Below are 23588 nucleotides of genomic sequence, written 5' to 3'. Positions count from 1 at the left end.
CGTCGGGGGTCCCGACGCCGACCACCCAGCCGGCGTGGTGGAGGGCGCGGACGGCCGCGAGCGACCCGCGGTCGCGGCTGGACGTCACGACGAGCGCACGTCGGGCCGATGTCATGCCCATGGACGCTAAGGACACCTGCGGTCCGGGCCGAGGTTTGTGAGAGCACCCTCATCCCGCCTTAACGCCGGCCGCCGCGCGACGCCCGTCCCGGCAGCAGGCCGATGAGATCTGCGAGCTCCGGCCCGCGCAGCAGCAGGAGGACGACGACGAACACCGGTCCGAGGACCGCAGCACCACCGGCGATCTGGGCGACGGCGGCGGCCGCACTCTGACCAGCCGGCAGGGCCCAGGCCACGACGGCGGCGGCGGCCACCCCGGCGACCAGCGCGGCGCAGCCGCTGCGGGCCGCGGACCGGGCGAGCCGGCCGGCGTCGACGGCGGCCTGCCGCCGAGCGAGCAGGGCGACCGCGAGCACCCCGCCCACGAGCAGGGACAGGCTGGTGGACACGGCGAGCCCCGCGATGCCGAACGTCACGCCCAGGGTCAGGTCCCCGACGACGTTCACGACCATGGCGACGACGGCGACGACGGTCGGTGTGCGGCTGTCCCCCACGGCCAGGAACGCGCGCGAGGCGATGGACCGGACGGCCACCCCGAGCACGGCGGCGGCGTACCAGGCGACCGCGGTGGCGGTGGCGGACACCGCGGCCGCGTCGAAGTCACCGCGACCGAACAGCAGCTGCACGACGGGCCGGGCCAGCACGACGAGGGCCGCGACCACGGGCATCAGCAGCGCCACCATGACCCGCAGCGTCCGGTCGACCAGCTGGCGCAGGTCGTGCCGGCGCTCGGCGGCACCCGCCTCGCTGAACGCGGGGTACAGCGCGGCGACGACGGTGACGACGAGGAGCGCGTCGACCAGGTGGATCACCCGGAAGCCGAGGCTCAGCGACGTGATGACGCCCTCGCCCTGCGCGGACCCGACCGCCCGGTCGACCAGCGTGTTGACGTTGAGCACCGCGCTGCCGACCAGGAGGGCCGGGGTCAGCCGCAGCACCTCGCGCACGTCCGGGTCGCGCAGGGCCAGCTGCGGTCGCAGGCGCATCCCCGCGGCCCGCACGGCGGGTAGCTGCACCAGCAGGCGTGCCGCCGAGCCGACGACGAAGCCCACGGCCAGCGACTCGATCCCGACGCGGGGGCCGGCCCACGCGGCCGCCGCGATCATCACCACGTTGAACGGGACGCCCTGGATGCCGGAGGCGAAGAAGCGACCATGCGCCTGGCAGGCGGCGGCGAGGATGTCGGTGCCGGCGACGAAGAGGGCCGCCACGACCACGATGCGGGTCAGCCGTGCCGCGAGGTCGGCGGTCGACTCGTCGAAGCCGGGCGCCAGCACCGCCACGACCTGGTCCGCGGCCAGGAAGACCAGCACGGAACCCACCACCAGCACCACGCCGGTGAGGGTCAGGACCGTCCGCACGGTGCGGTCGGACCGTTCCCTGTCGCCGGCCGCCGCCGCACGGCTGACCGGGGGACGACGGCACGCGCGAGGGCGCCGGCCACCAGGGCGAGCACCAGGTTCATCACGCCCTGGGCGACCAGGTACGCGTCCAGGGCGGCACCTGCCCCGAACACCGCGGCGATGACCGCGTCGCGGACGAGCCCGAGCACCTGGCTGAGGGCGGTCAGGGAGACCAGCAGGGTGGCCGCGCGGGTGACGCGTCCCCGCCGGGAGCGCGGCGCGTTCCCGTGGGTGTTCCGGGTCCCGTCCACAGCGGCACATCATGGCGGTCGTTGATGAGGAGCCGGGCGAGCCCTCGGGAAACCGCGTCCCTCCTCGGGCCCGCAGCGAGTTCCGCCAGCGACTCCGCCCGCCACGGGTGAGCTCCCCGATGATCAGGGTCCCTGATCGTTCCGGGTCCTCCCTCGCGGTCGACGGTGAGGGAGGACCCCACACGGTGAGGGAGGACGCGCTCAGAGCCCGAGTTCGGCCAGGATCTCGTCGGTGTGCTGGCCGGGAGCCGGGACCGTGCCCACTGCTCCCGGGGTAGCGGAGAACCGTGGGGCGACGTCGGGTTGCACCACGCCGGCGACCTCGACGAACACGCCCCGCGAGCGGTTGTGCTCGTCCTGCGTCGCCTCCAGCAGCGACCACACCGGAGCGACGCAGGCATCGGTCCCGGCGAAGACCGCCCACCATTCGTCCCGGGTGCGCGAGGCGAACCGCTCGGTGAACCGGTCGCGCAGGGCGGACCACTGGCGCGGATCGTTGCGGTCGGGGAGGGTCTCGTCGCCGGCCACCCCCAGGCCGTCCAGGAGCGCCGCGTAGAACTGCTCCTCCAGGGCCCCGACGGCGAGGAACTGCCCGTCGGCGCAGCGGTAGACGTCGTAGAACGGGGCGCCGGTGTCGAGCAGGTTCACCCCGCGCCGGTCCCGCCAGACACCGGCGTCGAGCATCCCGTGGATCATCGTGGTCAGGACGGCGGTGCCGTCGACGATCGCGGCGTCCACCACCTGGCCCTCCCCGTGGCCCGGGCGTGCACGAGGGCCGCCAGCGCGCCCAGGGCGAGGAACACTCCCCGCCACCGAAATCGCCCAGCAGGTTCATCGGCGGCGTCGGTCGCTCGTCCGGCCGGCCCGTCGCTCCGAGCGCTCCGGTGAGCGCGATGTAGCCGATGTCGTGCCCGGCGGAGCTCGCCAGGGGACCGGTCTGCCCCCAGCCGGTCATCCGCCCGTAGACCAGCGACGGCCTCAGGGCGAGCAGCTCGTCGGGGCCCAGACCCAGGCGCTCCATGACGCCCGGCCGGAACCCCTCGAGCAGGACGTCGGCCCGCTCGACCAGCGCCCGCACGACGGCGACGTCGTCCGGGTGCTTCAGGTCGAGGGCGATGGAGCGCTTGCCGCGGTCCAGCAACGAGCTCGCGCCGAGCGATCCCAGCAGACCCCGCGGGCGCCCCGGCGGTCGATCCGGACCACGTCGGCCCCGAGATCGGCGAGCAGCATGCCGCAGAACGGTCCCGGCCCGAGCCCCGCGAACTCCACCACCCGTACGCCCTGCAGCGGTCCCACGCCGGCACCTCCCGCGCCCGGGGCCGCGCTCGTGCGACCCTTCTGCGCGCATGCTGCCGTACACGGCGGGACGGCCGGTCGGGGAGGGCAGCACGTGGCCTATCTGCTCGCGGCCGTGGGCGGTGCCCTGGGTGCGCTGGCCCGGTGGGCGGTGGCCGTGGCGCTCCCTCCCCGGCGGCTGGCCCTGGGCAACGCTCCTGGTGAACCTCACCGGTTGCCTGCTCATCGGCGCCCTGCTCGCTGCCCTCGCCCTCCGCGACCCCGAGCCGTCCTGGGCCCGCCCGTTCCTCGGCGTCGGCGCCCTGGGTGGCTACACCACGTACTCGGCCTTCGCCGTCGAGGTCGTCGACCTGGTGGAACGCGGATCGGCGGTGCTCGCCGCCGGCTACGTGCTGGTGTCGGTCGCGGGCGGGGTCCTGGCGGTGGCACTCGGCGCCCTGGGGGTCCGGCGGGTCGCCCGGTGACCGCGCTGCTCGTCGTCCTCGGGGCTGCGGCGGGGGCGCCGCTGCGGTTGCTCGCCACCCGGCTGGCCGCCCGGTCCGGCGATCCGGCGCGGGGCACGCTGGCGGTCAACGTCGCCGGCAGCGCCCTGCTCGGGGTCCTGCTCGGCCTGGCCGACGTCTCCCCGGCGTCCTCGCCCTCGTGGGCACCGGGTTCTGCGGTGCGCTGACCACCTTCTCGGCCTTCGGTGCCGACGTCGTCCGGCTCCTGGAGGAGCGTGCCCTCGGGCGGGCGCTCGGCCAGCTGGCGGCCACGGTGGTGCTCGGTCTCGGTGCTGCGGCAGCCGGGTACGTGCTGGCCGGATAAGGTCGGGGGCGGTATGGCGGACAACACGGGCAACCACACGAACGCTGACACGAGCGGCCAGGTCGGCGCGGACAGCCCGGTGGTCGTGGTGGCCAACCGGCTGCCGGTCGATCAGGTCACCGACCCCGATGGCACCACCCGGTGGCAGCGCAGCCCGGGCGGGCTGGTCACGGCGCTGGAGCCCTTCGTCGCGGGCCGTGGCGGGGCCTGGGTGGGCTGGTCCGGTTCGGCCGGTGAGGCCCCCGAGCCCTTCGAGTCCGGCGGCATGTCCCTGATCCCGGTGGAGCTGGCCGAGGACGAGGTGGACCGCTACTACGAGGGCATGTCGAACGCGTCGCTGTGGCCGCTCTACCACGACGTCGTCGAGAAGCCCGAGTACCACCGGAACTGGTGGGACACCTACGTCCAGGTCAACAAGCGCTTCGCGGAGCGGACCGCCGCCGTGGCCGCGGAGAACGCGATCGTGTGGGTGCACGACTACCAGCTGCAGCTGGTACCGGCACTGCTCCGCCAGCAGCGACCCGATCTGACGATCGGGTTCTTCCTGCACATCCCCTTCCCGCCCTACGAGCTGTTCACCCAGCTGCCGTGGCGCTCGGCGATCGTCGAAGGGCTGCTCGGCGCGGACCTGGTCGGCTTCCAGCGGCCCTCGGCGGCGACGAACTTCGTCCAGCTGGCCCGCCGCCTGCACGACCTGCCGGCCCGCAAGAACACCATCGAGTACGACGGCCGCACGGTGGCAGCGAAGGCCTTCCCCATCTCGATCGACGTCGCCGCCTTCGACGAGCTGGCCCGCTCCCCGAGGTGCTGGCCCGCGCCGAGGAGATCCGCAAGGAGCTCGGCAACCCGGAGAAGATCATCCTGGGGGTCGACCGGCTCGACTACACCAAGGGCATCAGCCTCCGGCTCAACGCCTTCGAGGAGCTCCTCGAGGACGGCGCCGTCGAGGCGCCCGGCACCGTGCTGGTCCAGGTGGCCACGCCGAGCCGCGAGCGGGTGGAGCACTACGTGCACATGCGCGAGACCATCGAGCAGCAGGTGGGGCACATCAACGGCGTCTTCGGCTCCATCGCCGGTCCGGCGGTGCACTACTTCAACCAGTCGATGCCGCGGGAGGAGCTCGCCGCGCTGTACCGGGCGGCCGACGTCATGCTCGTGACGCCCTACCGCGACGGGATGAACCTCGTGGCCAAGGAGTACGTCGCCGCCCGCTCCGACCTCGGCGGGGCGCTCGTGCTGTCGGAGTTCGCCGGCGCCGCGGCGGAGCTCAAGCAGGCGTTCCTGGTCAACCCGCACGACATCGCGGGCGTGAAGACCCAGCTGGTGCGGGCGCTCCGGGTCGACCCCAGCGAGGCCGCCTCCCGCATGCGGGCCATGCGCCGGCACCTGGCCAAGAACGACCTGGACCACTGGGCGACCTCCTTCTTCGACGCTCTGAAGGCCCAGGACGGCGGTCAGACGAGCGGGCGGGCCGCCGGCCGGTCGGCCACGCCGCTCTCCGACGGCCGGGGCGGAGCACAGGGATGACCACCTCCACCGGCTCGCTGCCGGCCGACCTCGGCGAGGCCCTCGCCGAGCTTCCCGGACGGCGCCCCTGCTCGTCGCCTCCGACTACGACGGCGTCCTCGCCCCGTTGGTGGACGACCCGTCCGCAGCATTCCCTGCGCCAGGCGTCGCCGAGGCCCTCGAGCGCCTCGGGGCCGTCGAGGAGTCACCGTCGCCCTGGTGAGCGGCCGCGGCGTGGCCGACCTCCGGGTGACCAGCGGCTTCAGTGGCCCGTACCGATGGGTGGGCAGTCACGGTGCCGAGTTCGACGGACCGCTCGCAGGGGAACTCGCCGCCCGCCGCGACGCGCTGGCCGCGGAGCTGGAGCCCGTCGTCTCCCGGGTGTCGGGCGCGCGGCTGGAGGTCAAGCCGGCGAGCGTGGCCGTCCACGTGCGACAGGTCGTCGACCGCGATGCCGCCGCCGCGCTGCTCGACGAGGCGAGGTCGATCGCTGATTCGTCACTGACGATGAAGCCGGGCAAGGACGTCCTCGAGCTGGCCGTGACCGATGCGGACAAGGGCAGCGCGCTGCTCCGTCTGGCCGGCGAGCTCGGTGCGGCGGCGATCGTCTACGTCGGTGACGACCTCACGGACGAGGATGCCTTCCGCGCGCTCGGCGCCTCGGACGTCACGGTCAAGGTGGGCGAGGGCGACACCGCAGCGCGGTACCGGGTGCCCGACACGTCCGGTGCTCTCGCCGTCCTGGAGCGCCTGGCCGATCTGCTGGCCTGAGGCGACCGGTCCGTGTCGCCGATGACGAAAGAGGACGAAAGTCCTGGGTGCCCGGTCGACGTCCCGCAGTTGTCGACAATTCGTGCATCCGCCCAGGTCGCGGCTTTCTGAAACCATTCCGTAGAGCGCATCGCCGGATCGGCCGAATCGACACATGGCCGATCGGAAGTAGTTGACCCGCCGTGCACATCACGTTTCGCCTGACCTCGGGTACGGAGACCCGCGCGGGAGCCTGGAGTCACAACAATGACCGCGTCAGCACATCCGACGCGTGCATCACCACTTCCACCTCCAGGACGGTCGTCAGTGAATCCCACCCCCTCTCCCCTGCTACCGGGCGGCGAGCCGGCTGGTTCGCCGACCGTCCGCTCGCCGTCAAGTTCGGCGTCCTGCTGGGCGTCGTCGTCCTCGCCCTCGGCGGCGTCCTCGGCGCCGTCCTGATCGGCAACGCCGACGTGCGCGAGGCCAACACGTCGCTCGAGCAGCTCAACCAGGCCGAGAAGCTCGTGCTCCAGCTGGACACCCGGGCCAGCGAGCTCAAGGTCGACGGCTTCAAAACGATCACGCGGGAGGACCCCGCGGCGCAGCTGCCGGAGCTGGCCGACGACATCGCCACGCCCCAGGCGATGCTGGCCGAGCTCGCGACGATCCCGCTGACCGGCCGCGCGGCCGAGTCGGTGGCCGGGCTCTCCGACGCCTTCGGGGCCTACACCGACGCGATCTCCGCCTGGGTGGACCTGGCGGTGGCAGATCCGGTGACGATGCGTGGCCGCTGGGAGGAGATCCAGACGGCGAACGACCTGTCCGACGGCGCCGTGGGTGCGGCGAAGGACGCGCTCGCGGCCGAGAGCACCCTGGCCCAGGAGCGGCTGGACGACGCGATTGCCCGCTCCCAGCTGATCGGCAGCTCGATCACGCTCGGCGGGCTCGTGCTCATCGCCCTCGTCTGCTGGGGCACCATGCGCTCCATCACCCGGCCGGTGCAGCTGGTCAAGGCATCCCTGGAGGCGCTGGCCGCCGGTGACCTCACCAAGGGAACCGGGGTCACCGCCAAGGACGAGGTCGGTCAGATGGCCGCCGCCCTGGACGCGGCGCAGGCCAGCCTGCGTGAGGTGCTGTCCGGCGTCGCCTCCTCCGCCCACGCCGTCGCCTCCTCCTCGGAGGAGCTGAGCGCCAGCTCCGCCCAGATCGCCGCCTCGGCGGAGGAGACCTCGACGCAGTCCGGCGTGGTCGCCTCCGCGGCCGAGGAGGTCTCGCGCAGCGTGGAGACCGTCGCCGCGGGCGCCGAGCAGATGGGCGCCTCCATCCGGGAGATCTCCCAGAACGCCGCGGAGGCCAGCGAGGTCGCCAACCGTGCCGTCGACGCCGCCGCGACGACGAAGGTGACGGTCGACAAGCTGGGCGCGTCGTCGGCGGAGATCGGCAACGTCGTGAAGGTGATCACCAGCATCGCCGAGCAGACCAACCTGCTGGCGCTGAACGCCACCATCGAGGCCGCCCGGGCGGGCGAGGCCGGCAAGGGCTTCGCCGTGGTCGCGAACGAGGTGAAGGAGCTGGCGCAGGAGACGGCGAAGGCGACCGAGGACATCGCCAAGCGGGTGCTCGCGATCCAGGGCGACACCACCGCGGCGGTGGCCGCGATCGACGAGATCTCCAGCATCGTGGCGCAGATCTCCGACCGGCAGACCACGATCGCCAGTGCGGTGGAGGAGCAGACGGCCACGACCAGCGAGATGTCGCGGTCGGTGCAGGAGGCGGCCGGTGGCACCGGGGAGATCGCCGCGAACATCACCGGTGTCTCTACGGCCGCGGACTCCACCACGCAGGCGCTGACGCAGACCCGGACGGCCGTCGACGAGCTGTCCCGCATGGCCGCCGACCTGCGCACCACCGTCGGGAGGTTCACCTACTGAGCGGACTCCCCGCGGATGCCCGGGGGAGTTCGGGACGACGGCGCACACCGGCGCCGACCGGACGATGGCGAGGAGCGCACGACCTTCGGGTCGTGCGCTCCTCGCCATTCGCGGTGCGATCCCGTTTCCCCGGAACGGCTGGCGATTGTCGACAAGGGCATCGAGAAAGGTCGCTCGCCCGCCTTTCTGGAGTGGTTGCCGCGACACGCGTTTGATCCTGTCTCGAATCATTTTTCGATCAGTCATTCTTCCCATGTCGGGCGTCCGCCTCCGACGTCCACCTGATCGCGAAGCCCCGCGTCCATCCCAGGAGTCCTCATGACCGTCCCCGCCCGCACCACTCGATCCGGGCGTCCGGGTGGATGGTTCGCCGATCGCCCGATCAGCGCGAAGATCGGTGCCGTCGTCGGGCTCCTCGTGGTGGTCCTGTCGGGCACCACGGCCCTCTCCGTCTCCCGCATGACGGAGATGGCCGACGACCAGCAGCGGATCTACGACGAGAACCTGCTGCCGCTGAACGCCCTGTCCGCCGTCCAGCGCGCCACGGCCGCCCACCGCGCGCGGGTGCTGGAGTACGCCGTCTCCGACCCGGCTCGCCGCGTGGAGCTGCTCGGTGAGATGGACGAGAAGCAGGCCGACGTCGAGACCGCTCTGGCCGAGTACCAGCCCTTCATCGTGGACCAGGCGGCGATCGACAAGTACCTCGGTGCGCGGGAGCAGTTCCTGGCGTCGAACGCCGCGCAGCTCTTCCCCGCGGCGGACGCCGGTGACCTCGTCACCTACGCGCAGACCTACCGCGAGGTGTCCAGCCCGCTGCTCACCGACATCGCCGACGGACTCGAGGAGGAGGGCGTCGCCCAGTCCACCGAGGCCGCAGAGCGCAACGAGGAGGCACGGGACGACGCCTCCTCGGCCACCCGGATGCTGCTCCTGGCCACGGTCCTCTCGGCCCTCGTCGCTGTCGGTCTCGCGGTCTACGTCGTCCGCCGGATCACCCGCACGGTGCGGGCCGTCCAGGCCTCCGCCGAGGCGATGGCGGCCGGCGACCTGACGGTGAGCACCGGCGTCACCTCCCAGGACGAGCTCGGCCGGATGGCGTCCGCCCTCGACTCCGCGCAGGACAGCCTGCGCGGTGTGCTGTCCTCGGTGGTCGCTTCCGCGGACGCCGTCGCGGCGTCCTCGGAGGAGCTGAGCGCGAGCTCGGCGCAGATCTCGGCGTCGGCGGAGGAGACCTCGGCGCAGTCCGGGGTGGTGTCCTCGGCGGCCGAGGAGGTCAGCCGGAACGTGCAGACCGTCGCCGCGGGCGCGGAGCAGATGGGTGCGTCCATCCGGGAGATCGCGAGCAACGCGGCCGAGGCCAGCGACGTCGCAGCCCGGGCCGTGACGGCGGCCGAGACCACCACCGCGACGGTGGCGAAGCTGGGCGACTCCTCGGCGGAGATCGGCAACGTCGTCAAGGTGATCACCAGCATCGCCGAGCAGACGAACCTGCTGGCGCTGAACGCCACCATCGAGGCCGCCCGCGCCGGCGAGGCCGGCAAGGGCTTCGCCGTGGTCGCGAACGAGGTGAAGGAGCTGGCGCAGGAGACGGCGAAGGCGACCGAGGACATCGCCAAGCGGGTGCTCGCGATCCAGGGCGACACCACCGCGGCGGTGGCCGCGATCGACGAGATCTCCAGCATCGTGGCGCAGATCTCCGACCGGCAGACCACGATCGCCAGTGCGGTGGAGGAGCAGACGGCCACGACCAGCGAGATGTCGCGGTCGGTGCAGGAGGCGGCCAACGGCACCGGGGAGATCGCCACCAACATCACCGGGGTCTCCTCGGCCGCCGACTCCACCACGCAGGCGCTGACGCAGACCCGCACGGCCGTCGACGAGCTGTCCCGCATGGCCGCGGACCTGCGCACGGCCGTCGGGACGTTCACCTACTGAGAAATCTCAGAGACCCCACGGGGCGGTGGCCGGTTTCGACCGGTCGCCGCCCCGTCGGCGTCCGTGGCGCAGCTGCGGCACCGAATGGTCAAGTCGACGTGTCCGAAATGGTCGCCGCGCTATTCGAGACAGTGGGTGCGACACGCGCGATCGGTAACAGTCCGTTCATCTTCGGTTCGTAGCTTCGCCGTCGCGTTCCGCTCGTGCGGTCATTCCGGCGGAGCGTGCGACCGACCATCCAGTGCTGACCTAGGAGTTCAACCGTGCCCGAATCCGTCGAACACCCGCGGCCGAGCCGCAGCCGCTGGTTCACCGATCGCCCGGTGGGGGTGAAGATCCTGGCGGCCGTGACGGTCGCCTCCCTGACCGCCGTCGGCGTCGGCGCCCTGGCGGTGGCCGACCTCGACAGCTTGCGGGAGACCCGCGCGCAGGAACTCGCCACCTCGATGCCGCACACCAACGCGCTGCACGCGATCGGCCTGACCGCGAAGGCAACGGCCAACGACGAGCGGGGCTACCTCCTCAGTGGGGATCCGGAGTTCCTCGCCGAGGTGGAGGAGCGACTGGCCAAGGTCGGCGTCCTCGTCGAGGAGGCTCGTGCGACGGCTCCGAACGAGGAGCAGACGGCCCTGGTCGACGACCTCGGGGTCGCCATCGACGCCTGGGCGGTCAGCCTGGAGTCGGAGTTCGCGCTGTACGGCACTGACCGGGACGCGGCGGTGTCCCTGGCCATGTCCGAGACGCGTGATCTGCGCAAGATCTACGAGACCGTCCTGGCCGAAGCGGTCGAGGGCGCTGACGCGTTCGTCATGGCAGGCGCCTCCTACGACGACGCGGTCGACACCGCCATCCGCGACATGGTGGTCGTCTGCATCCTGGGCGTGGGCTTCGCGGTCGGGCTGGGTGTCGTGGTGAGCCGGTCGATGGCCCGTGCGGCCGGCCGGCTCCGGACCGCCGCCGGGCGTCTCGCCTCGGGTGATCTGACCGGCGAGACCGGTGTGCGCCAGGGGACGAGATCGGCCAGGCGGCCTCGTCCTCGACGCCGCGCTGACCAACCTCCGTGCGGTGATGGCGTCGGTCGGCGGCTCGGCCGATGCGGTGGCCGCCTCCTCCGAGGAGCTCAGTGCGTCGTCGGCGCAGATCTCGGCGTCGGCGGAGGAGACCTCGACGCAGTCCGGCGTGGTCGCCTCCGCGGCCGAGGAGGTCTCGCGCAGCGTGGAGACCGTCGCCGCCGGCGCCGAGCAGATGGGCGCCTCCATCCGGGAGATCTCCCAGAACGCCGCCGAGGCCAGCGAGGTCGCCAACCGTGCCGTCGACGCCGCCGCGACGACGAAGGTGACGGTCGACAAGCTGGGTGCGTCGTCGGCGGAGATCGGCAACGTCGTCAAGGTGATCACCTCGATCGCGGAGCAGACGAACCTGCTGGCGCTGAACGCCACCATCGAGGCCGCCCGGGCGGGCGAGGCCGGCAAGGGCTTCGCCGTGGTCGCGAACGAGGTGAAGGAGCTGGCGCAGGAGACGGCGAAGGCGACCGAGGACATCGCCAAGCGGGTGCTCGCGATCCAGGGCGACACCACCGCGGCGGTGGCCGCGATCGACGAGATCTCCAGCATCGTGGCGCAGATCTCCGACCGGCAGACCACGATCGCCAGTGCGGTGGAGGAGCAGACGGCCACGACCAGCGAGATGTCGCGGTCGGTGCAGGAGGCGGCCAACGGCACCGGGGAGATCGCCACCAACATCACCGGGGTCTCTACGGCAGCCGACTCCACCACGCAGGCGCTGACGCAGACCCGCACGGCCGTCGACGAGCTGTCCCGCATGGCCGCGGACCTGCGCACCACCGTCGGGAGGTTCACCTACTGACACCGGTGGGGAGCGATCCATGAACGGCGGTGGCGACCGGACGATGTCCCGGTCGCCACCGCCGTTCTCGTCGCTGTCCGCCCGATCCGTGGTCGCCGGAAAGGCGCCATGTCGACTTCCGGATTGCGGTCACCGACCAATCTTCTGCACGGGTCCAGACACGCCGGGAATACGGACGAATCGGATTCGGACGTGCCCTACCTTTCCTCGTGTCACGAACCCCGCTCGGCCTGATGGACCGACGTGGTCGCCACCATTCCGGCGAGGCGAAGCCCCGTCCGCCGCGTACGTCGCCCTTTATCAGGAGAACCACGATGACTGTCCCCGCCAACACCACCCGGTCCGGACGGGCGGGCTGGTTCACCGATCGCCCGATCAGCGTCAAGATCGGCGCCGCCCTCGCGGTCCTGGCGATCGTCGCGTTCGGGCTGACCGCCCTGGCCGTCCAGCGGATCGGCACCTCGCCGACGCCGGGGACACCCTGTACAGCGACTCGATCGTGCCGCTCAACAAGCTGGCCGGGGCGCAGCGCACCTTCCAGGGTGACCGCTCGCGCAACAACATCATCGGCTTCGTCGACGAGGCCACCCGCGCCGACCTCCACACCCAGCTGACCGAGCGCCGCGCGCAGTTCCGCGAGCAGATGGACGCCTACACCGCGACGCTGAACGATCCGGCCGACTTCGCGCCGGTCCTGGAGGCGGCCGACACCTACTACGCCACCGTCGACCAGCAGCTGTACCCCGCCGCGGACGCCGGCAACGTGCCCGCTGTCCAGCAGCTCGTGAGCGGCTCGCTCGCTGAGGCCGGACGCGGGCTCTCGGACGCCTTCGGGGCCGAGCAGGAGCGCCAGGCCGCCGACGCGCAGGTGGACGCCGCCGCCGGTCAGGACCTGGCGTCGTCGGCGCGCTTCACCCTGTGGATCGCGCTCGCCATCGGCATCAGCGCCGCAGCCCTGCTGGCGCTCTTCGTCGTCCGCCAGATCGTCTCCACGGTGCGGTCGGTGCAGAAGTCGGTGGACGCCCTGGCCACGGGCGACCTGACCGTCGTCCCCGACGTGCGCTCGGGTGACGAGCTCGGCCGGATGGCCGCCTCGCTCGGCACGGCGCAGGAGAGCCTGCGGTCCGTCATGGCCGGTGTCGCTGCCTCGGCGGACGCGGTGGCGGCGTCGTCGGAGGAGCTGAGTGCCAGCTCGGCGCAGATCTCGGCGTCGGCGGAGGAGACCGCCGCGCAGTCGGGTGTGGTGTCCAGTGCCGCCGAGGAGGTCAGCCGCAGCGTGCAGACGGTTGCTGCCGGTGCCGAGGAGATGGGCGCGTCGATCCGGGAGATCGCCAGCAACGCCGCCGAGGCCAGCGAGGTCGCCGCCCGTGCCGTGACCGCCGCGGAGACCACCACCGCGACCGTCGCCAAGCTCGGCGAGTCGTCGGCGGAGATCGGCAACGTCGTCAAGGTGATCACGAGCATCGCGGAGCAGACGAACCTGCTGGCGCTGAACGCCACCATCGAGGCCGCCCGGGCCGGCGAGGCCGGCAAGGGCTTCGCGGTCGTCGCCAACGAGGTCAAGGAGTTGGCGCAGGAGACGGCGAAGGCCACCGAGGACATCGCCCGGCGGGTCCTGTCCATCCAGGGTGACACGACGGCCGCCGTGGCCGCCATCGAGGAGATCAGCTCGATCGTCGCCCAAATCTCCGACCGTCAGACCACGATCGCCTCGGCGGTCGAGGAGCAGACGGCCACGACGAACGAGATGTCGCGGTCGGTGCAGGAGGCGGCCGGTGGGACGACGGAGATCGCCAGCAACATCACCGGCGTCTCCACCGCGGCCGACTCCACCACGCAGGCACTCACCCAGACCCGCACCGCGGTCGACGAGCTCTCCCGCATGGCCGCCGACCTGCGGACCACGGTCGGCAACTTCACCTACTGAGCACCAGCCTCCGGACGGGCGGGTCTCCGCCCGTCCGGAGGGTCGGTTCCAGCACCGCGGGTGCCGATAACTGCACCGACGGCCATGCCGGCGGGGTTCACCTTGACTCCGCCCGGCACCGGTCGAAGACCCAACCGGGCGGGCTCCCAGCCCGGTCGCAACGTGAGAGAGAAGGCACCAACGGTGGACGGTCTGGACGACATCGTCGAGGAGTTCCTGGTCGAGAGCCACGAGAACCTCGACCAGCTGGACTCGGACCTGGTGGCGCTCGAGCAGGACCCGAACTCCCGCGAACGGCTCTCCAGCATCTTCCGGACGATCCACACCATCAAGGGCACGAGCGGCTTCCTGGCGTTCAACCGCCTGGAAGAGGTCACCCACGTCGGGGAGAACATGCTCTCCCGCCTGCGGGACGGCGAGCTCGACCTGACCCCGGCACGCACCAGCGTCCTGCTGCAGATGGTCGACACCGTGCGCGCCCTGCTCACCTCGATCGAGGCCAGCGGCGGGGAGGGTGCCGTCGAGGTGTCCGGCGTCGTGGCCGCCATCACGGCCGCCATGGAGGACGCCCCGGCAGCCCCGGTCATCCCGGCCCCCGCGCCGCTGCGCCGGCGAAGGCCCCCGCGGCCGCCCCCGCCAAGACCTCCGCCAAGGCCCCCGCCAAGGCCCCCGCCAAGGCCCCCGCCAAGGCCTCCGCCAAGGCCCCCACGAAGGCCTCCGCCAAGGCCCCCGCCAAGGCCGCCTCTGCCACGACGCCTGCGAAGGCCGCCGTCACGGCCCCGGCCGCGAAGACCACAGCGCGCACGACGCCTGCGCGCGCGAAGACCACCCCGGCGGCGCCCGCCACCGGCCCGCAGGACGACGCCCCGGTGGCCGTCCTCGCCGACGAGCTGCACGAGGGAGCGAACGCAGTCATGCCCGAGCCCACCGTCGAGGAGCCGGTCGTGCCGGCGCCCGCCGCCGACCAGGCCGAGACCGAAGCCGCCCCCAGCGGCGGGGACGGGCAGGCGCGGCGCGGGGTCGCCGACAGCACCATCCGCGTCGACGTCGACCTGCTGGACGAGCTCATGCTGCTGGTGGGCGAGCTGGTCCTCACCCGCAACCAGATCGTGCAGAACGTCGCACGCCAGACCGACACGGACCTGATCCGCGCCTCCCAGCGGCTGAACCTGATCGCCAGCGAGCTGCAGGAAGGCGTCATGAAGACGCGGATGCAGCCGATCGACCACATCTGGTCCAAGCTGCCGCGCGTCGTCCGCGATCTCGGCCTGCAGTGCGGCAAGAACGTCCGCCTGGAGATGGAGGGCCGGGAGACCGAGCTCGACAAGACGCTGCTCGAGGCCGTCAAGGACCCGTTGACCCACCTGGTCCGCAACTCCGTGGACCACGGCATCGAGGCGCCCGACGCCCGCAAGCAGGCCGGCAAGCCGGCGGAGGGCGTGCTGACCCTGCGGGCGCGGCACGAGAGCGGCCAGGTCGTCGTCGAGGTGGCCGACGACGGCGCGGGAATCGACCCGGTCAAGCTGGGCGCCAAGGCCGTCCAGCGCGGCCTGGTCACCCCCGACGCCCTGGCCCGCATGAGCCCGGCCGACATCCTGCAGCTGATCTTCCTGCCCGGCTTCTCCACCGCTGCGGCCGTCACCAACGTCTCCGGCCGCGGCGTCGGCATGGACGTGGTCAAGACCAACATCGAGTCCATCGGCGGCACCATCGAGGTCGAGTCCGACGCGGGGGTGGGCACCGTCTGCCGGCTGCGCATCCCCTGACGCTGGCGATCGTCCCGGCGCTGACGGTCGAGTGCGCCGGCGACCGCTACGCCATCCCGCAGATCAGCCTCCAGGAGCTGGTCAGCCTGGACGCCGAGAAGGCTGCGAACGCCGTCGAGGAGGTCGGCGGCGCGCAGGTCTACCGCCTCCGCGGTGAGCTGCTGCCCTCGTCCGGCTCACCGACGTCCTGGGCCTGACCTCCGAGCGGCACGACGGCCACGTGGTCATCGCCGTGCTGCGGTCGGAGGGACGGCGTTTCGGTCTCGTCGTCGACCGCGTCATCAACACCGAGGAGATCGTCGTCAAGGCGGTCGGCGGCCAGATGAAGGCGATCGGCCTCTACTCGGGTGCGACGGTCCTCGGAGACGGCACCGTCGCCCTCATCCTCGACGTCCAGGCCCTGGCGCGCCGGGCCCTGCGCGCCGAGACCAACGAGCGCCAGGACTCGCAGAAGGCGGCCGCGCACGCGGCGGCGGCCAGCGAGACCGAGCGCCAGCGCATGCTGCTGGCCGCGATCGGCGGCGGCCGGCGCGTGGCCATCCCGCTGGACACGGTCACCCGCCTGGAGCAGGTGCGCACCGAGTCGGTGGAGAAGGTCGGCAACCGCGAGGTCGTCCAGTACCGCGGCGCGATCCTGCCGATCGTCCGGCTCGACCGGCACCTGGGCGCATACGGCGAGACTGACCGAGAGGTCCTCGAGGTGATCGTCTACGCCGACCACGGGCGCAGCGTCGCGATCGTCGTCGAGGAGATCCTCGACATCGTCGACGGCGAGGCCGCGGTCCGCAGCGACATCGACGACCTCGGCCTGCTCGGCTCCGCCGTCCTGGGCGACAAGGTGACCGAGCTGCTCGACGTGCGTGCCGCGATCCTGGCCGCCGACCCGCAGTTCTACTCGGGCCACCCCACCGCTCTCCACTCCTCCTCGACGCCGACCGGCGTCTCCGACTCCTTGCTGGAGGTCTGACGTGACCGCCCCTTCCCTGACCAGCACCGCGCCCGCCACCAGCGGGCAGCTGGCCACCTTCCGGCTGGACGGTGACCTCTACGGCATCGAGGTCGAGCACGTGCAGGAGGTGCTGCGCAGCCAGCAGCTCACCCGCGTGCCGCTGGCCCCGACCGCCGTCGCCGGGCTGATCAACCTCCGTGGCCAGGTGGTGACCGCGATCGAGCTGCGCGAGCGCCTCGGCCGGCCGCCGCGGCCGGAGGGCACCGACCCCGTCGTCATCGTCGTCCGGCTGCACGGCGAGGCCGTCAGCATGCTGGTCGACTCCATCGCGGACGTCGTCGACGTCCAGGCGGGCGACTTCGAGGCGCCGCCGGACACGCTCGAGGGCCCGGCCCGCGAGCTGATCCGCGGGGCGTACAAGCTGCACGGCCAGCTGCTGCTGGCCCTCGACGTCCAGAAGGCGGTCAGCGCCTGAGCGTTCGACCGACGTCCGGCCCCTGTCCTCCGTCTCGCGCGGAGGGTGGGGGCCGGCGGCATTTCACGGGTGATCGTCACAGAGAGCGATGCGTCCTACACGCAGATAGACCGAACACGCGATCCACCCCCGGCCCGTCTCCCGCAAAGGGGTGACGGTCGCATGGCGTTCCGGCCCGATCACCGCCAGCATGGTCTGACCCACCTCTGGAGGCGACCGTGCCCTACTCCCTGGTCAGTGCCGCAACGCTCGGCTTCGACCTGGTCCGCCTGCCCGCGGGCCGTGCCGTCGCCGGGGTCCTGCTGACCGGGCTGGGGGCCGACGCCGTGGGCCTGTCGGGCGTCGCGGCCATGAACCCGGACCGTGGGCTCTCCCGCGACGAGCGCGGGGTGCACGCCGTCCGCGGCCGCCGCGCCCGCGAGATGGCGGCCTCCGTCCCGCACGTGCGCAGCGCGGCGGCCGCGGGGATCGCGCCGCCGTCCTGGTCACCCAGCTCGAGCAGGGCACGATCGGTGACGCGCCGACGCTCGAACGGCTGCTGCGCGACGACGTCCTCGGCCCCGAGCACCCGGCGGCGGCCCAGCTGCCCGCTGACGAGCGGGACGAGGCCGTGGCCGTCCTGGCCGACGCCGCCGTCGGCTACTGGGCCGCAGGTGTCCTGCCCCCGCTGGTCCGCCGGGAGCTGACCGGCCCCTACGACCGCGCCGTGGAGCGCGCCCTGGTCGCCGTGCCGGCGGTGGGTGACGACCTCGGCCCGGCCGCCGCCGAGCTCGCGGACCTGCTGGACGCGATCAGCTCGTTGGACGAGGCCGGCCGGTCCGCGTGGCGGGCGGCCGTCGACGAGGGCGTGCCGAGCGCCGCCCCTGGGCCACCGCCATGCACGAGGCGTCCTGGGCCGCGCACGTCTCCGGTCGCACCCGCTCCCTGGCGACCGCCCAGCTGCACGCCGTCCAGGCGTTCCTCGACGGCGGCTTCGACCTGCACGACGGGGCCGCCGGGGTCTGGAACGCCGTCGCGGGCTGCGTGCAGGCGTGCGCCATGGGTGATCTGCTGGACGAGGCCTCTCAGGCCGTCCTGCAGGCGCCGTGGCGTCGCGTCACCGGCGCCTGAAGGGGCGCTCCGGGACCTGACGTCCCCAGCGGCGGGGCAGAGGCGTCGCGGGTGGGGTGACGACCGCGTCGCCCTCTGGCGGCGGACGGCGCACCGGGGCCGGCCCGGCGACGGCGGCCCGTGACGGCGTCTCCCTGACCTGCACTTTCGAGGACGATCCGGCGACCGTTCCGCTCGAGTCGACACATGGACGAAATGCCATTCCGACTCCGCTGGAACGGTCGCCGATGAATTGTGTAACGAGTTCTGCGCGACCCTTTCCTTTTCTCTGCTGCCACCCGAAGCTCATCCTTGTCGGCATCCCGGCGGCACCGTTCGGAGCCGCCTCCGGAAAAGGATCACCGCCCGCCCGCTCAAGGGTCGAGGGCAGGTGCCGATAAGGAAGTGGCAGCCTGCCGGGCTGAGCCTGTGCAGGGAAACTGGAGGACACACGTGAACCCGATCAGGGTGATGGTCGTCGACGATTCCGTCGTCGTCCGGAAGATCGTGACCGACGTCCTCTCCGCCGACCCGGACATCGAGGTCGTCGGCACCGCGGTCAACGGCCGGATCGCGGTGGGCAAGCTCGAGCAGCTCAAGCCGGATCTCGTGACGATGGACATCGAGATGCCGGAGATGAACGGCATCGAAGCGGTCCGTGCGATCCGCAGCGGTTCCGGCGGCCAGCCGCACAGCCGGGTGCCGATCGTCATGTTCAGCACGCTGACCGAGCGTGGCGCCTCCTCCACCCTGGACGCCCTCTCCGCCGGCGCCAACGACTACGTCACGAAGCCGGCCAACGTCGGCAGCGTGGGGCAGTCGATGGAGAGCGTCCGCGAGCAGCTGATCCCGAAGATCAAGGCGCTCACCGGGCGCCCGGTCGGCCTGAGCCCGGCCCGCGCCGCCGCACCCGTCCCCCTCCGCCCCCGCCGCACCCCGGACCGGCCCCGGCAAGAAGCCGGCCGTGCTGGTGATCGGGTGCTCCACCGGCGGGCCCGAGGCCCTGGCCAAGGTGCTCCCCAGCTGCCCGCCTCCCTGCCCGTGCCGGTGCTCCTGGTGCAGCACATGCCGCCGGTGTTCACCCGGCAGTTCGCCCAGCGCCTCGACCGGCTGTGCCAGCTCCGCGTGGTGGAGGCCTCCGACGGCACTCCGCTCCTGCCGGGGACCGTTTACCTGGCGCCGGGTGACCACCACCTCGTCGTCCGTGCAGCCGGGCCCCGGAGCAGCCGGCAGGGCCTGAGCACCGGGCTCAACCAGGGCCCCCCGAGAACTTCTGCCGTCCGGCCGTCGATCCGCTCTTCCGTTCGGCCGTGACCGCGTTCGACGGTGCCGTGCTGGCCGTCGTCCTGACCGGCATGGGTTCCGACGGACGCAACGGCGCCGGGGAGATCCGCGCCGCTGGAGGCACCGTGCTCGTGCAGGACCAGCACAGCTCCGTCGTCTGGGGATGCCCGGCGCCGTCAGCCAGGCCGGCTACGCCGACGAGGTGCTGCCCTCGACCGCATCCCCGAGGCGATCAACCGGCACCTGTCCGGCGTTCCGGCCGCCCGCCCGGTCGCGACCTTCGCGGGCGGTGCGCGATGACCCTCACGGCCACCAGCTTCGACTGGGTGCGCGCGCTCGTGCACAAGGAGAGCGCGATCGTCCTCCAGCCGGGGAAGGAGTACCTCGTCGAGGCGCGGCTGCTGCCCATCGCCCGGGAGAAGGGCATCCCGGACGTCTCCCAGTTCGTGGACTCGGTCCGCACCCGGCCCGACGCAGACTGCAACCGCCGCATCGTCGAGGCGCTGACGACGAACGAGACGTCGTGGTTCCGTGACGGGGACCCGTTCACGGCGCTCACCTCGACGGTGATGCCGTCCCTGCTGGCCGCACGCGGGCCGAACGAGCGCCTGCAGATCTGGTCGGCCGCCTGCTCCAGCGGGCAGGAGCCGTACACGATCGCGATGCTCCTCGAGGACGCTATCCCCAACGCCGCGACGCGGGTCGCCATCACCGCGACCGATCTCTCCCGCGAGATGGTCACGCGGACCCGGGCGGGTCGCTTCTCCCAGCTCGAGGTCAACCGTGGCCTGCCCGCGCCGATGCTCGTCCGGCACTTCGTGCGGGCCGGCAACGAGTGGGAGGTGGCTCCCCAGCTGCGCCGGATGGTGACCGCCACCGAGTGCAACCTGGCAGCACCGCTGCCGCGGATGGGCCCGTTCGACGTGGTCTACCTGCGCAACGTCCTCATCTACTTCGACCTGCCCACCAAGCAGGCGATCCTCCGCCGCGTGCGCGACCTCATGCGCCCCGACGGATGGCTGTTCCTCGGTGCGGCAGAGACGACGCTCGGGGTGGACGACTCCTGGGAGCGGGTCGTCGTCGGCCGTAGCTCCGCCTACCGCCCGCTGAAGGGAAAGTGATCGTGCGCGCTCTGGTGATCGACGATTCGAAGGTCATGCGCCGGATCGTCGCCGGGATCCTCGAGGGTCTCGGGTACGAGGTGCAGCAGGCCGGCCACGGCCGCGAAGGGCTCGACGTCCTCGAGGGCGGCTACGTGCCGGACCTGGTCTGCGTCGACTGGAACATGCCGGTCATGGACGGGCTCCAGTTCGTCTCCGCCGTCCGTTCCAACCCGGCCTGGCGGCAGGTGACGATCATGATGGTCACCTCCGAGAGCGAGCACGGCCAGATCGTGCGGGCCCTGGCGGCCGGCGCACACGAGTACGTCATCAAGCCGTTCACCGCCGATGCGATCCGCGACAAGCTCGCGCTCCTCGGCCTGCTCCCCAGGAGGTCGTCCTGTGAGTGCGCTGCCCACGGACTTCGGCGACACCGGCGAGCGCCGTCGCACCAGCGACGCACCGCTGCTGATCACCGGGCTCATCGACGAGGAGACCGTCCAGAGCATCACGCAGGAGGCCTGGTCTGCCCTCATCGGGGACGACGAGTTCCTGGTGCCGCTGCCCGGCGGCCTGCCCGACGACGCGATCAGCTCGTGGGTCGAGATCGTGGGGCCGTGGACCGGCGCCGTCGTCCTCACCTGCGGTCGCGCGACGGCGGAGGAGCTCTCCCGCTGCCTCCTGGCCCAGCACGCCCCTCCCGTGCTCGACGACGAGGACGTCCAGGACTCCCTGGGCGAGCTCGCCAACGTCCTCGGAGGAAACGTGAAGGCCCTCCTCCCCGGCCCGTCGGTCCTCGGCCTTCCCGAGGTGGGGACCGACTCCCCGGCCGCCCACCCCGCCGCAGACCCGGCCGACACCTGCCGCGTCGACGTCCTGTGGCGAGGCCAGTCCCTGACCGTCACCGTCCAGGGCTCCGCCGGAGCCCCGTCCGTCCCCGAGAACAACCAGTACGAGAATGAGGTGCCGCTGTGAAGATCCTGGTCGCCGACGACAGCCGCGTCATGCGGCAGATCGTCATCCGCACCCTGCGCCAGGCCGGTTACGACGATCACGACATCGTCGAGGCGGAGGACGGCGCCGACGCGCTGGCCAAGGTCTCGTCGGAGAAGCCGGATCTGGTCCTGTCCGACTGGAACATGCCGAACATGACCGGCATCGAGTGCCTGCAGGCCATGCGCGCCTCCGGCTCCGCCGTGCCGTTCGGCTTCGTGACCTCGGAAGGTTCCCCCGAAATGCGGGAGAAGGCGGCCAACGCCGGCGCGATCTTCCTGATCGCCAAGCCCTTCACCGAGGACACCTTCAAGGAGCACCTGGACGGGGTGATCGCATGACCACCGGCACGGTGCAGCTGCCCGCTGCCAAGGACGTCCGCGACATGCTCTCGGGTCTGGTCGGCAAGCCGGTGGCGGTGAACCCCGGCGCGCCCGTCACGCCCACCCCCGACAAGCCGGTGTCCGTGGCGGTCTACGTCGACCCGCACATGGCCATCAATGCCCTCTGCGTCATGGACCTGGGAGCGTCGGCCTACACCGGCGCCTCCCTGGCCCTGCTGCCGCCCGGCGGTGCGCAGGACGCGGTCGAGGAGGACGGCGAGCTCAGCGGCATGCTGGTCGAGGCGCTGCACGAGGTGGTGAACGTGCTCTCCGCGCTGTTCAACACCCCGGGAGCGCCGCACTCCAAGCTGCACAAGCTCTACGCCCCCGGCGAGGACCTGCCGGGCGACATCGTGGGCATGCTCGCCAACTTCAACCGGATCGACCTCGCCATCGAGGTCCCCGGCTACGGCAAGGGCGGACTCTCCCTCGTCCTGCCGTGACAACGATCAGCTGACCTGATCACGATGGGACGCTCCTATGACGTGTCAAGGCGTCGTGGGGACTGTTTCGAGGCGGCGGTAGAGCTCGCGGGCGATGTAGCGCTTGAGGATGCGTTTGATCTCTCGGTCGGTCTTGCCCTGGGCGCGGCGGCGGTCGGCGTAGGCGCGGGTGCGTGCGTCGCGTTGTAGCCGGACGAGGGCCACGGTGTGCAGGGCGCGGTTGAGCTGTCGGTCGCCTGCTCGGTTGAGTCGGTAGCGGACGGTCTTGCCCGAGGACGCCGGGATCGGTGCGGTGCCGGCGAGCATGGCGAAGGCGCCATCGTCGCGGCAGCGGCCGGGGTGGGACCAGGCGGTGAGCGCGGTGGCGGCGACGATCGGGCCGACTCCGGTCAGCTCGAGCAGATCGGGCCGCCAGGACCGCACGATGGCGCGGATCTGGGTCTCGTGCCCGCGGGCTTCTTTCTCCATGAACCGGATCCGGCGGGCCAGATCGCGCAGCACCGTCAACGCCGTGATCACCTCCAGCTCCCCGGTGGCCGCCGTCGGTCGCAGCCGGGCAGCGGTGGTGATCATGGTGCGGGTGGACTGTCCGCGGAACTTGCCCCGGACCACCTCGGGGGCGGTGGTGACCAGCGCGTGCAGCTGCCGCTGGGCGGCTGTGGCGGCCTCGATCGCGGCCCGGCGGGCGGTCAGTCGCATCTGCAGCGCCGCGCGCTGGCCACCGGTCTTGGGCTGGGCCAGGTGGGTGCGGGCCAGCGCATCCCGGGCGGCGCGTTCGGCGTCGATCGGATCAGACTTCGCTCCGGCCTTGCGCGCCGGGCGCTTGGGGCGGTCCAGTTCGATGACCAGTTCACCGAGCTCGGCCAGGTGCCGGGCCAGGCCGGCGCCGTAGCCGCCAGAGCCTTCCATCGCCCAGGCCCGCAGCCCGGGTGCTCCTGCGCCACCGCGCTGAGCCGGGCATAACCGTCCGGGTCAGCCGGCACGGTGATCCGGGCCAGCACCCCGCCGGTGCCGGTGTCGATCACGGCAGCGGTGTGGGTGTCTTTGTGCGTGTCGACGCCGATGACGACCTCGACCAGTTCTGCCAGCATGGACATGCGTTCTTCTCCTTGACCGGGGGACGCGGCAGGTCCCGGTCCGGTGCGGAGATGGCAGGACTGTGATGAGACACGCCAGCAGCTACTGGCGGTCAAGCTCCTGATCAGGCCAACGTCTCCCGCCGGGCCGGTGCCGACAGCAGCAGGCGGACAGGTCCCATGCAAGGCACGAAGCCAGTCCTCCCTGGAGTCACACCCACTGCTGTCGGCCGTC

24 protein-coding genes and 5 pseudogenes are annotated in these 23588 nt (G+C 72.1%); 23 read left to right on the top strand and 6 right to left on the bottom strand.

Features of this window, described 5'->3' with window-relative positions:
- Positions 1 to 179: 179 nt before the first annotated feature.
- The 5 genes and pseudogenes from murJ to U6N30_RS29365 all read right to left on the bottom strand — a co-directional run bounded on the left by murJ (position 180) and on the right by U6N30_RS29365 (position 3070).
- Positions 180 to 1481, bottom strand: coding sequence for a murein biosynthesis integral membrane protein MurJ (murJ, locus tag U6N30_RS29385; protein WP_324278535.1), 1302 nt, complete (start codon positions 1479 to 1481; stop codon positions 180 to 182).
- Positions 1466 to 1774: a hypothetical protein gene (locus U6N30_RS29380; protein WP_324278629.1), complete on the bottom strand. Its 309-nt coding sequence runs from the start codon at positions 1772 to 1774 to the stop codon at positions 1466 to 1468. Before U6N30_RS29380 ends, murJ begins: the two co-directional genes overlap by 16 nt.
- A 201-nt stretch (positions 1775 to 1975) precedes the next feature.
- The gene (locus U6N30_RS29375) at positions 1976 to 2587 is read right to left on the bottom strand and encodes a CoA transferase (protein WP_324278534.1); all 612 of its coding nucleotides are present in this window, start codon (positions 2585 to 2587) and stop codon (positions 1976 to 1978) included.
- 52 nt (positions 2588 to 2639) lie between these two features.
- Positions 2640 to 2915 (bottom strand): annotated as a pseudogene (locus tag U6N30_RS29370) (CoA transferase); the annotation flags it as partial.
- A complete protein-coding gene (locus tag U6N30_RS29365; RefSeq protein ID WP_324275049.1) occupies positions 2876 to 3070 on the bottom strand; it encodes a CoA transferase in 195 nt (64 codons plus the stop codon). The pseudogene U6N30_RS29370 and the gene U6N30_RS29365, both read right to left, overlap by 40 nt.
- 50 nt (positions 3071 to 3120) lie before the next feature.
- On the opposite strand from U6N30_RS29365, the gene U6N30_RS29360 reads away from it, so the two are divergent.
- From U6N30_RS29360 to U6N30_RS29245, 23 genes and pseudogenes are all read left to right on the top strand, one after another.
- Positions 3121 to 3534 carry a fluoride efflux transporter FluC gene (locus U6N30_RS29360; RefSeq protein WP_324275048.1) on the top strand — a complete coding sequence of 138 codons (414 nt, stop codon included), beginning with the start codon at positions 3121 to 3123 and terminating at the stop codon, positions 3532 to 3534.
- Complete coding sequence (locus U6N30_RS29355) at positions 3531 to 3740, top strand: CrcB family protein (RefSeq protein WP_324275047.1); 210 nt, start codon at positions 3531 to 3533, stop codon at positions 3738 to 3740. The genes U6N30_RS29360 and U6N30_RS29355 overlap by 4 nt, the downstream gene beginning before the upstream one ends.
- Entirely contained in the window at positions 3713 to 3877 is a 165-nt protein-coding gene (locus tag U6N30_RS29350; protein WP_324275046.1) for a fluoride efflux transporter FluC, read from the top strand. Before U6N30_RS29355 ends, U6N30_RS29350 begins: the two co-directional genes overlap by 28 nt.
- A 13-nt stretch (positions 3878 to 3890) precedes the next feature.
- A pseudogene (locus tag U6N30_RS34900) lies at positions 3891 to 5404 on the top strand (alpha,alpha-trehalose-phosphate synthase (UDP-forming)).
- Positions 5405 to 5602: 198 nt separating this feature from the next.
- Complete coding sequence (gene otsB / locus U6N30_RS29335; RefSeq protein ID WP_324275044.1) at positions 5603 to 6154, top strand: trehalose-phosphatase; 552 nt, start codon at positions 5603 to 5605, stop codon at positions 6152 to 6154.
- 182 nt (positions 6155 to 6336) lie between these two features.
- Complete coding sequence (locus U6N30_RS29330; RefSeq protein ID WP_324275043.1) at positions 6337 to 8067, top strand: methyl-accepting chemotaxis protein; 1731 nt, start codon at positions 6337 to 6339, stop codon at positions 8065 to 8067.
- Positions 8068 to 8385: 318 nt separating this feature from the next.
- Entirely contained in the window at positions 8386 to 10002 is a 1617-nt protein-coding gene (locus tag U6N30_RS29325; protein WP_324275042.1) for a methyl-accepting chemotaxis protein, read from the top strand.
- 446 nt (positions 10003 to 10448) lie between these two features.
- Positions 10449 to 10682, top strand: a pseudogene (locus U6N30_RS29320) (CHASE3 domain-containing protein); the annotation flags it as partial.
- A gap of 316 nt (positions 10683 to 10998) precedes the next feature.
- The gene (locus U6N30_RS29315) at positions 10999 to 11868 is read left to right on the top strand and encodes a methyl-accepting chemotaxis protein (protein ID WP_324275041.1); all 870 of its coding nucleotides are present in this window, start codon (positions 10999 to 11001) and stop codon (positions 11866 to 11868) included.
- A 314-nt stretch (positions 11869 to 12182) separates the two neighbouring features.
- Positions 12183 to 12482: a hypothetical protein gene (locus U6N30_RS29310; protein WP_324275040.1), complete on the top strand. Its 300-nt coding sequence runs from the start codon at positions 12183 to 12185 to the stop codon at positions 12480 to 12482.
- Entirely contained in the window at positions 12368 to 13795 is a 1428-nt protein-coding gene (locus U6N30_RS29305) for a methyl-accepting chemotaxis protein (protein ID WP_324275039.1), read from the top strand. The genes U6N30_RS29310 and U6N30_RS29305 overlap by 115 nt, the downstream gene beginning before the upstream one ends.
- Before the next feature lie 183 nt (positions 13796 to 13978).
- Positions 13979 to 14941 carry an Hpt domain-containing protein gene (locus U6N30_RS29300; protein WP_324275038.1) on the top strand — a complete coding sequence of 321 codons (963 nt, stop codon included), beginning with the start codon at positions 13979 to 13981 and terminating at the stop codon, positions 14939 to 14941.
- Positions 14863 to 15561, top strand: coding sequence for a chemotaxis protein CheA (locus U6N30_RS29295; protein ID WP_324275037.1), 699 nt, complete (start codon positions 14863 to 14865; stop codon positions 15559 to 15561). Before U6N30_RS29300 ends, U6N30_RS29295 begins: the two co-directional genes overlap by 79 nt.
- A gap of 220 nt (positions 15562 to 15781) precedes the next feature.
- Positions 15782 to 16528: a chemotaxis protein CheW gene (locus tag U6N30_RS29290; RefSeq protein ID WP_324275036.1), complete on the top strand. Its 747-nt coding sequence runs from the start codon at positions 15782 to 15784 to the stop codon at positions 16526 to 16528.
- A 1-nt stretch (position 16529) separates the two neighbouring features.
- A complete protein-coding gene (locus U6N30_RS29285) occupies positions 16530 to 16985 on the top strand; it encodes a chemotaxis protein CheW (protein ID WP_324275035.1) in 456 nt (151 codons plus the stop codon).
- A gap of 218 nt (positions 16986 to 17203) precedes the next feature.
- A complete protein-coding gene (locus U6N30_RS29280; protein ID WP_324275034.1) occupies positions 17204 to 17671 on the top strand; it encodes a hypothetical protein in 468 nt (155 codons plus the stop codon).
- Positions 17672 to 17861: 190 nt separating this feature from the next.
- On the top strand, positions 17862 to 18095 hold the full coding sequence (locus tag U6N30_RS29275; protein ID WP_324275033.1) for a hypothetical protein: 234 nt from the start codon (positions 17862 to 17864) through the stop codon (positions 18093 to 18095).
- A 450-nt stretch (positions 18096 to 18545) separates the two neighbouring features.
- Positions 18546 to 19471: pseudogene (locus U6N30_RS29270) on the top strand (chemotaxis protein CheB); the annotation flags it as partial.
- Positions 19472 to 19654: 183 nt separating this feature from the next.
- Positions 19655 to 20479, top strand: coding sequence for a CheR family methyltransferase (locus U6N30_RS29265; protein WP_422678160.1), 825 nt, complete (start codon positions 19655 to 19657; stop codon positions 20477 to 20479).
- Positions 20480 to 20514: 35 nt separating this feature from the next.
- Positions 20515 to 20766, top strand: a pseudogene (locus tag U6N30_RS29260) (response regulator); the annotation flags it as partial.
- Positions 20767 to 20860: 94 nt separating this feature from the next.
- Complete coding sequence (locus U6N30_RS29255; protein ID WP_324275030.1) at positions 20861 to 21433, top strand: chemotaxis protein CheX; 573 nt, start codon at positions 20861 to 20863, stop codon at positions 21431 to 21433.
- Positions 21430 to 21792 carry a response regulator gene (locus tag U6N30_RS29250; RefSeq protein ID WP_324275029.1) on the top strand — a complete coding sequence of 121 codons (363 nt, stop codon included), beginning with the start codon at positions 21430 to 21432 and terminating at the stop codon, positions 21790 to 21792. The genes U6N30_RS29255 and U6N30_RS29250 overlap by 4 nt, the downstream gene beginning before the upstream one ends.
- On the top strand, positions 21789 to 22277 hold the full coding sequence (locus U6N30_RS29245) for a hypothetical protein (protein ID WP_324275028.1): 489 nt from the start codon (positions 21789 to 21791) through the stop codon (positions 22275 to 22277). Before U6N30_RS29250 ends, U6N30_RS29245 begins: the two co-directional genes overlap by 4 nt.
- A 45-nt stretch (positions 22278 to 22322) precedes the next feature.
- On the opposite strand, the gene U6N30_RS29240 is transcribed toward U6N30_RS29245, so the two are convergent.
- Positions 22323 to 23186 carry a transposase gene (locus U6N30_RS29240; protein ID WP_324273226.1) on the bottom strand — a complete coding sequence of 288 codons (864 nt, stop codon included), beginning with the start codon at positions 23184 to 23186 and terminating at the stop codon, positions 22323 to 22325.
- Positions 23187 to 23588: the final 402 nt, after the last annotated feature.

Origin of the sequence: Blastococcus brunescens (genome assembly GCF_035320885.1) — a bacterium.
GTDB lineage: Bacteria > Actinomycetota > Actinomycetes > Mycobacteriales > Geodermatophilaceae > Blastococcus_B > Blastococcus_B brunescens.
The sequence above is the reverse complement of the archived record's forward strand: the minus strand, read 5'-3'. Positions and strand labels throughout refer to the sequence as shown.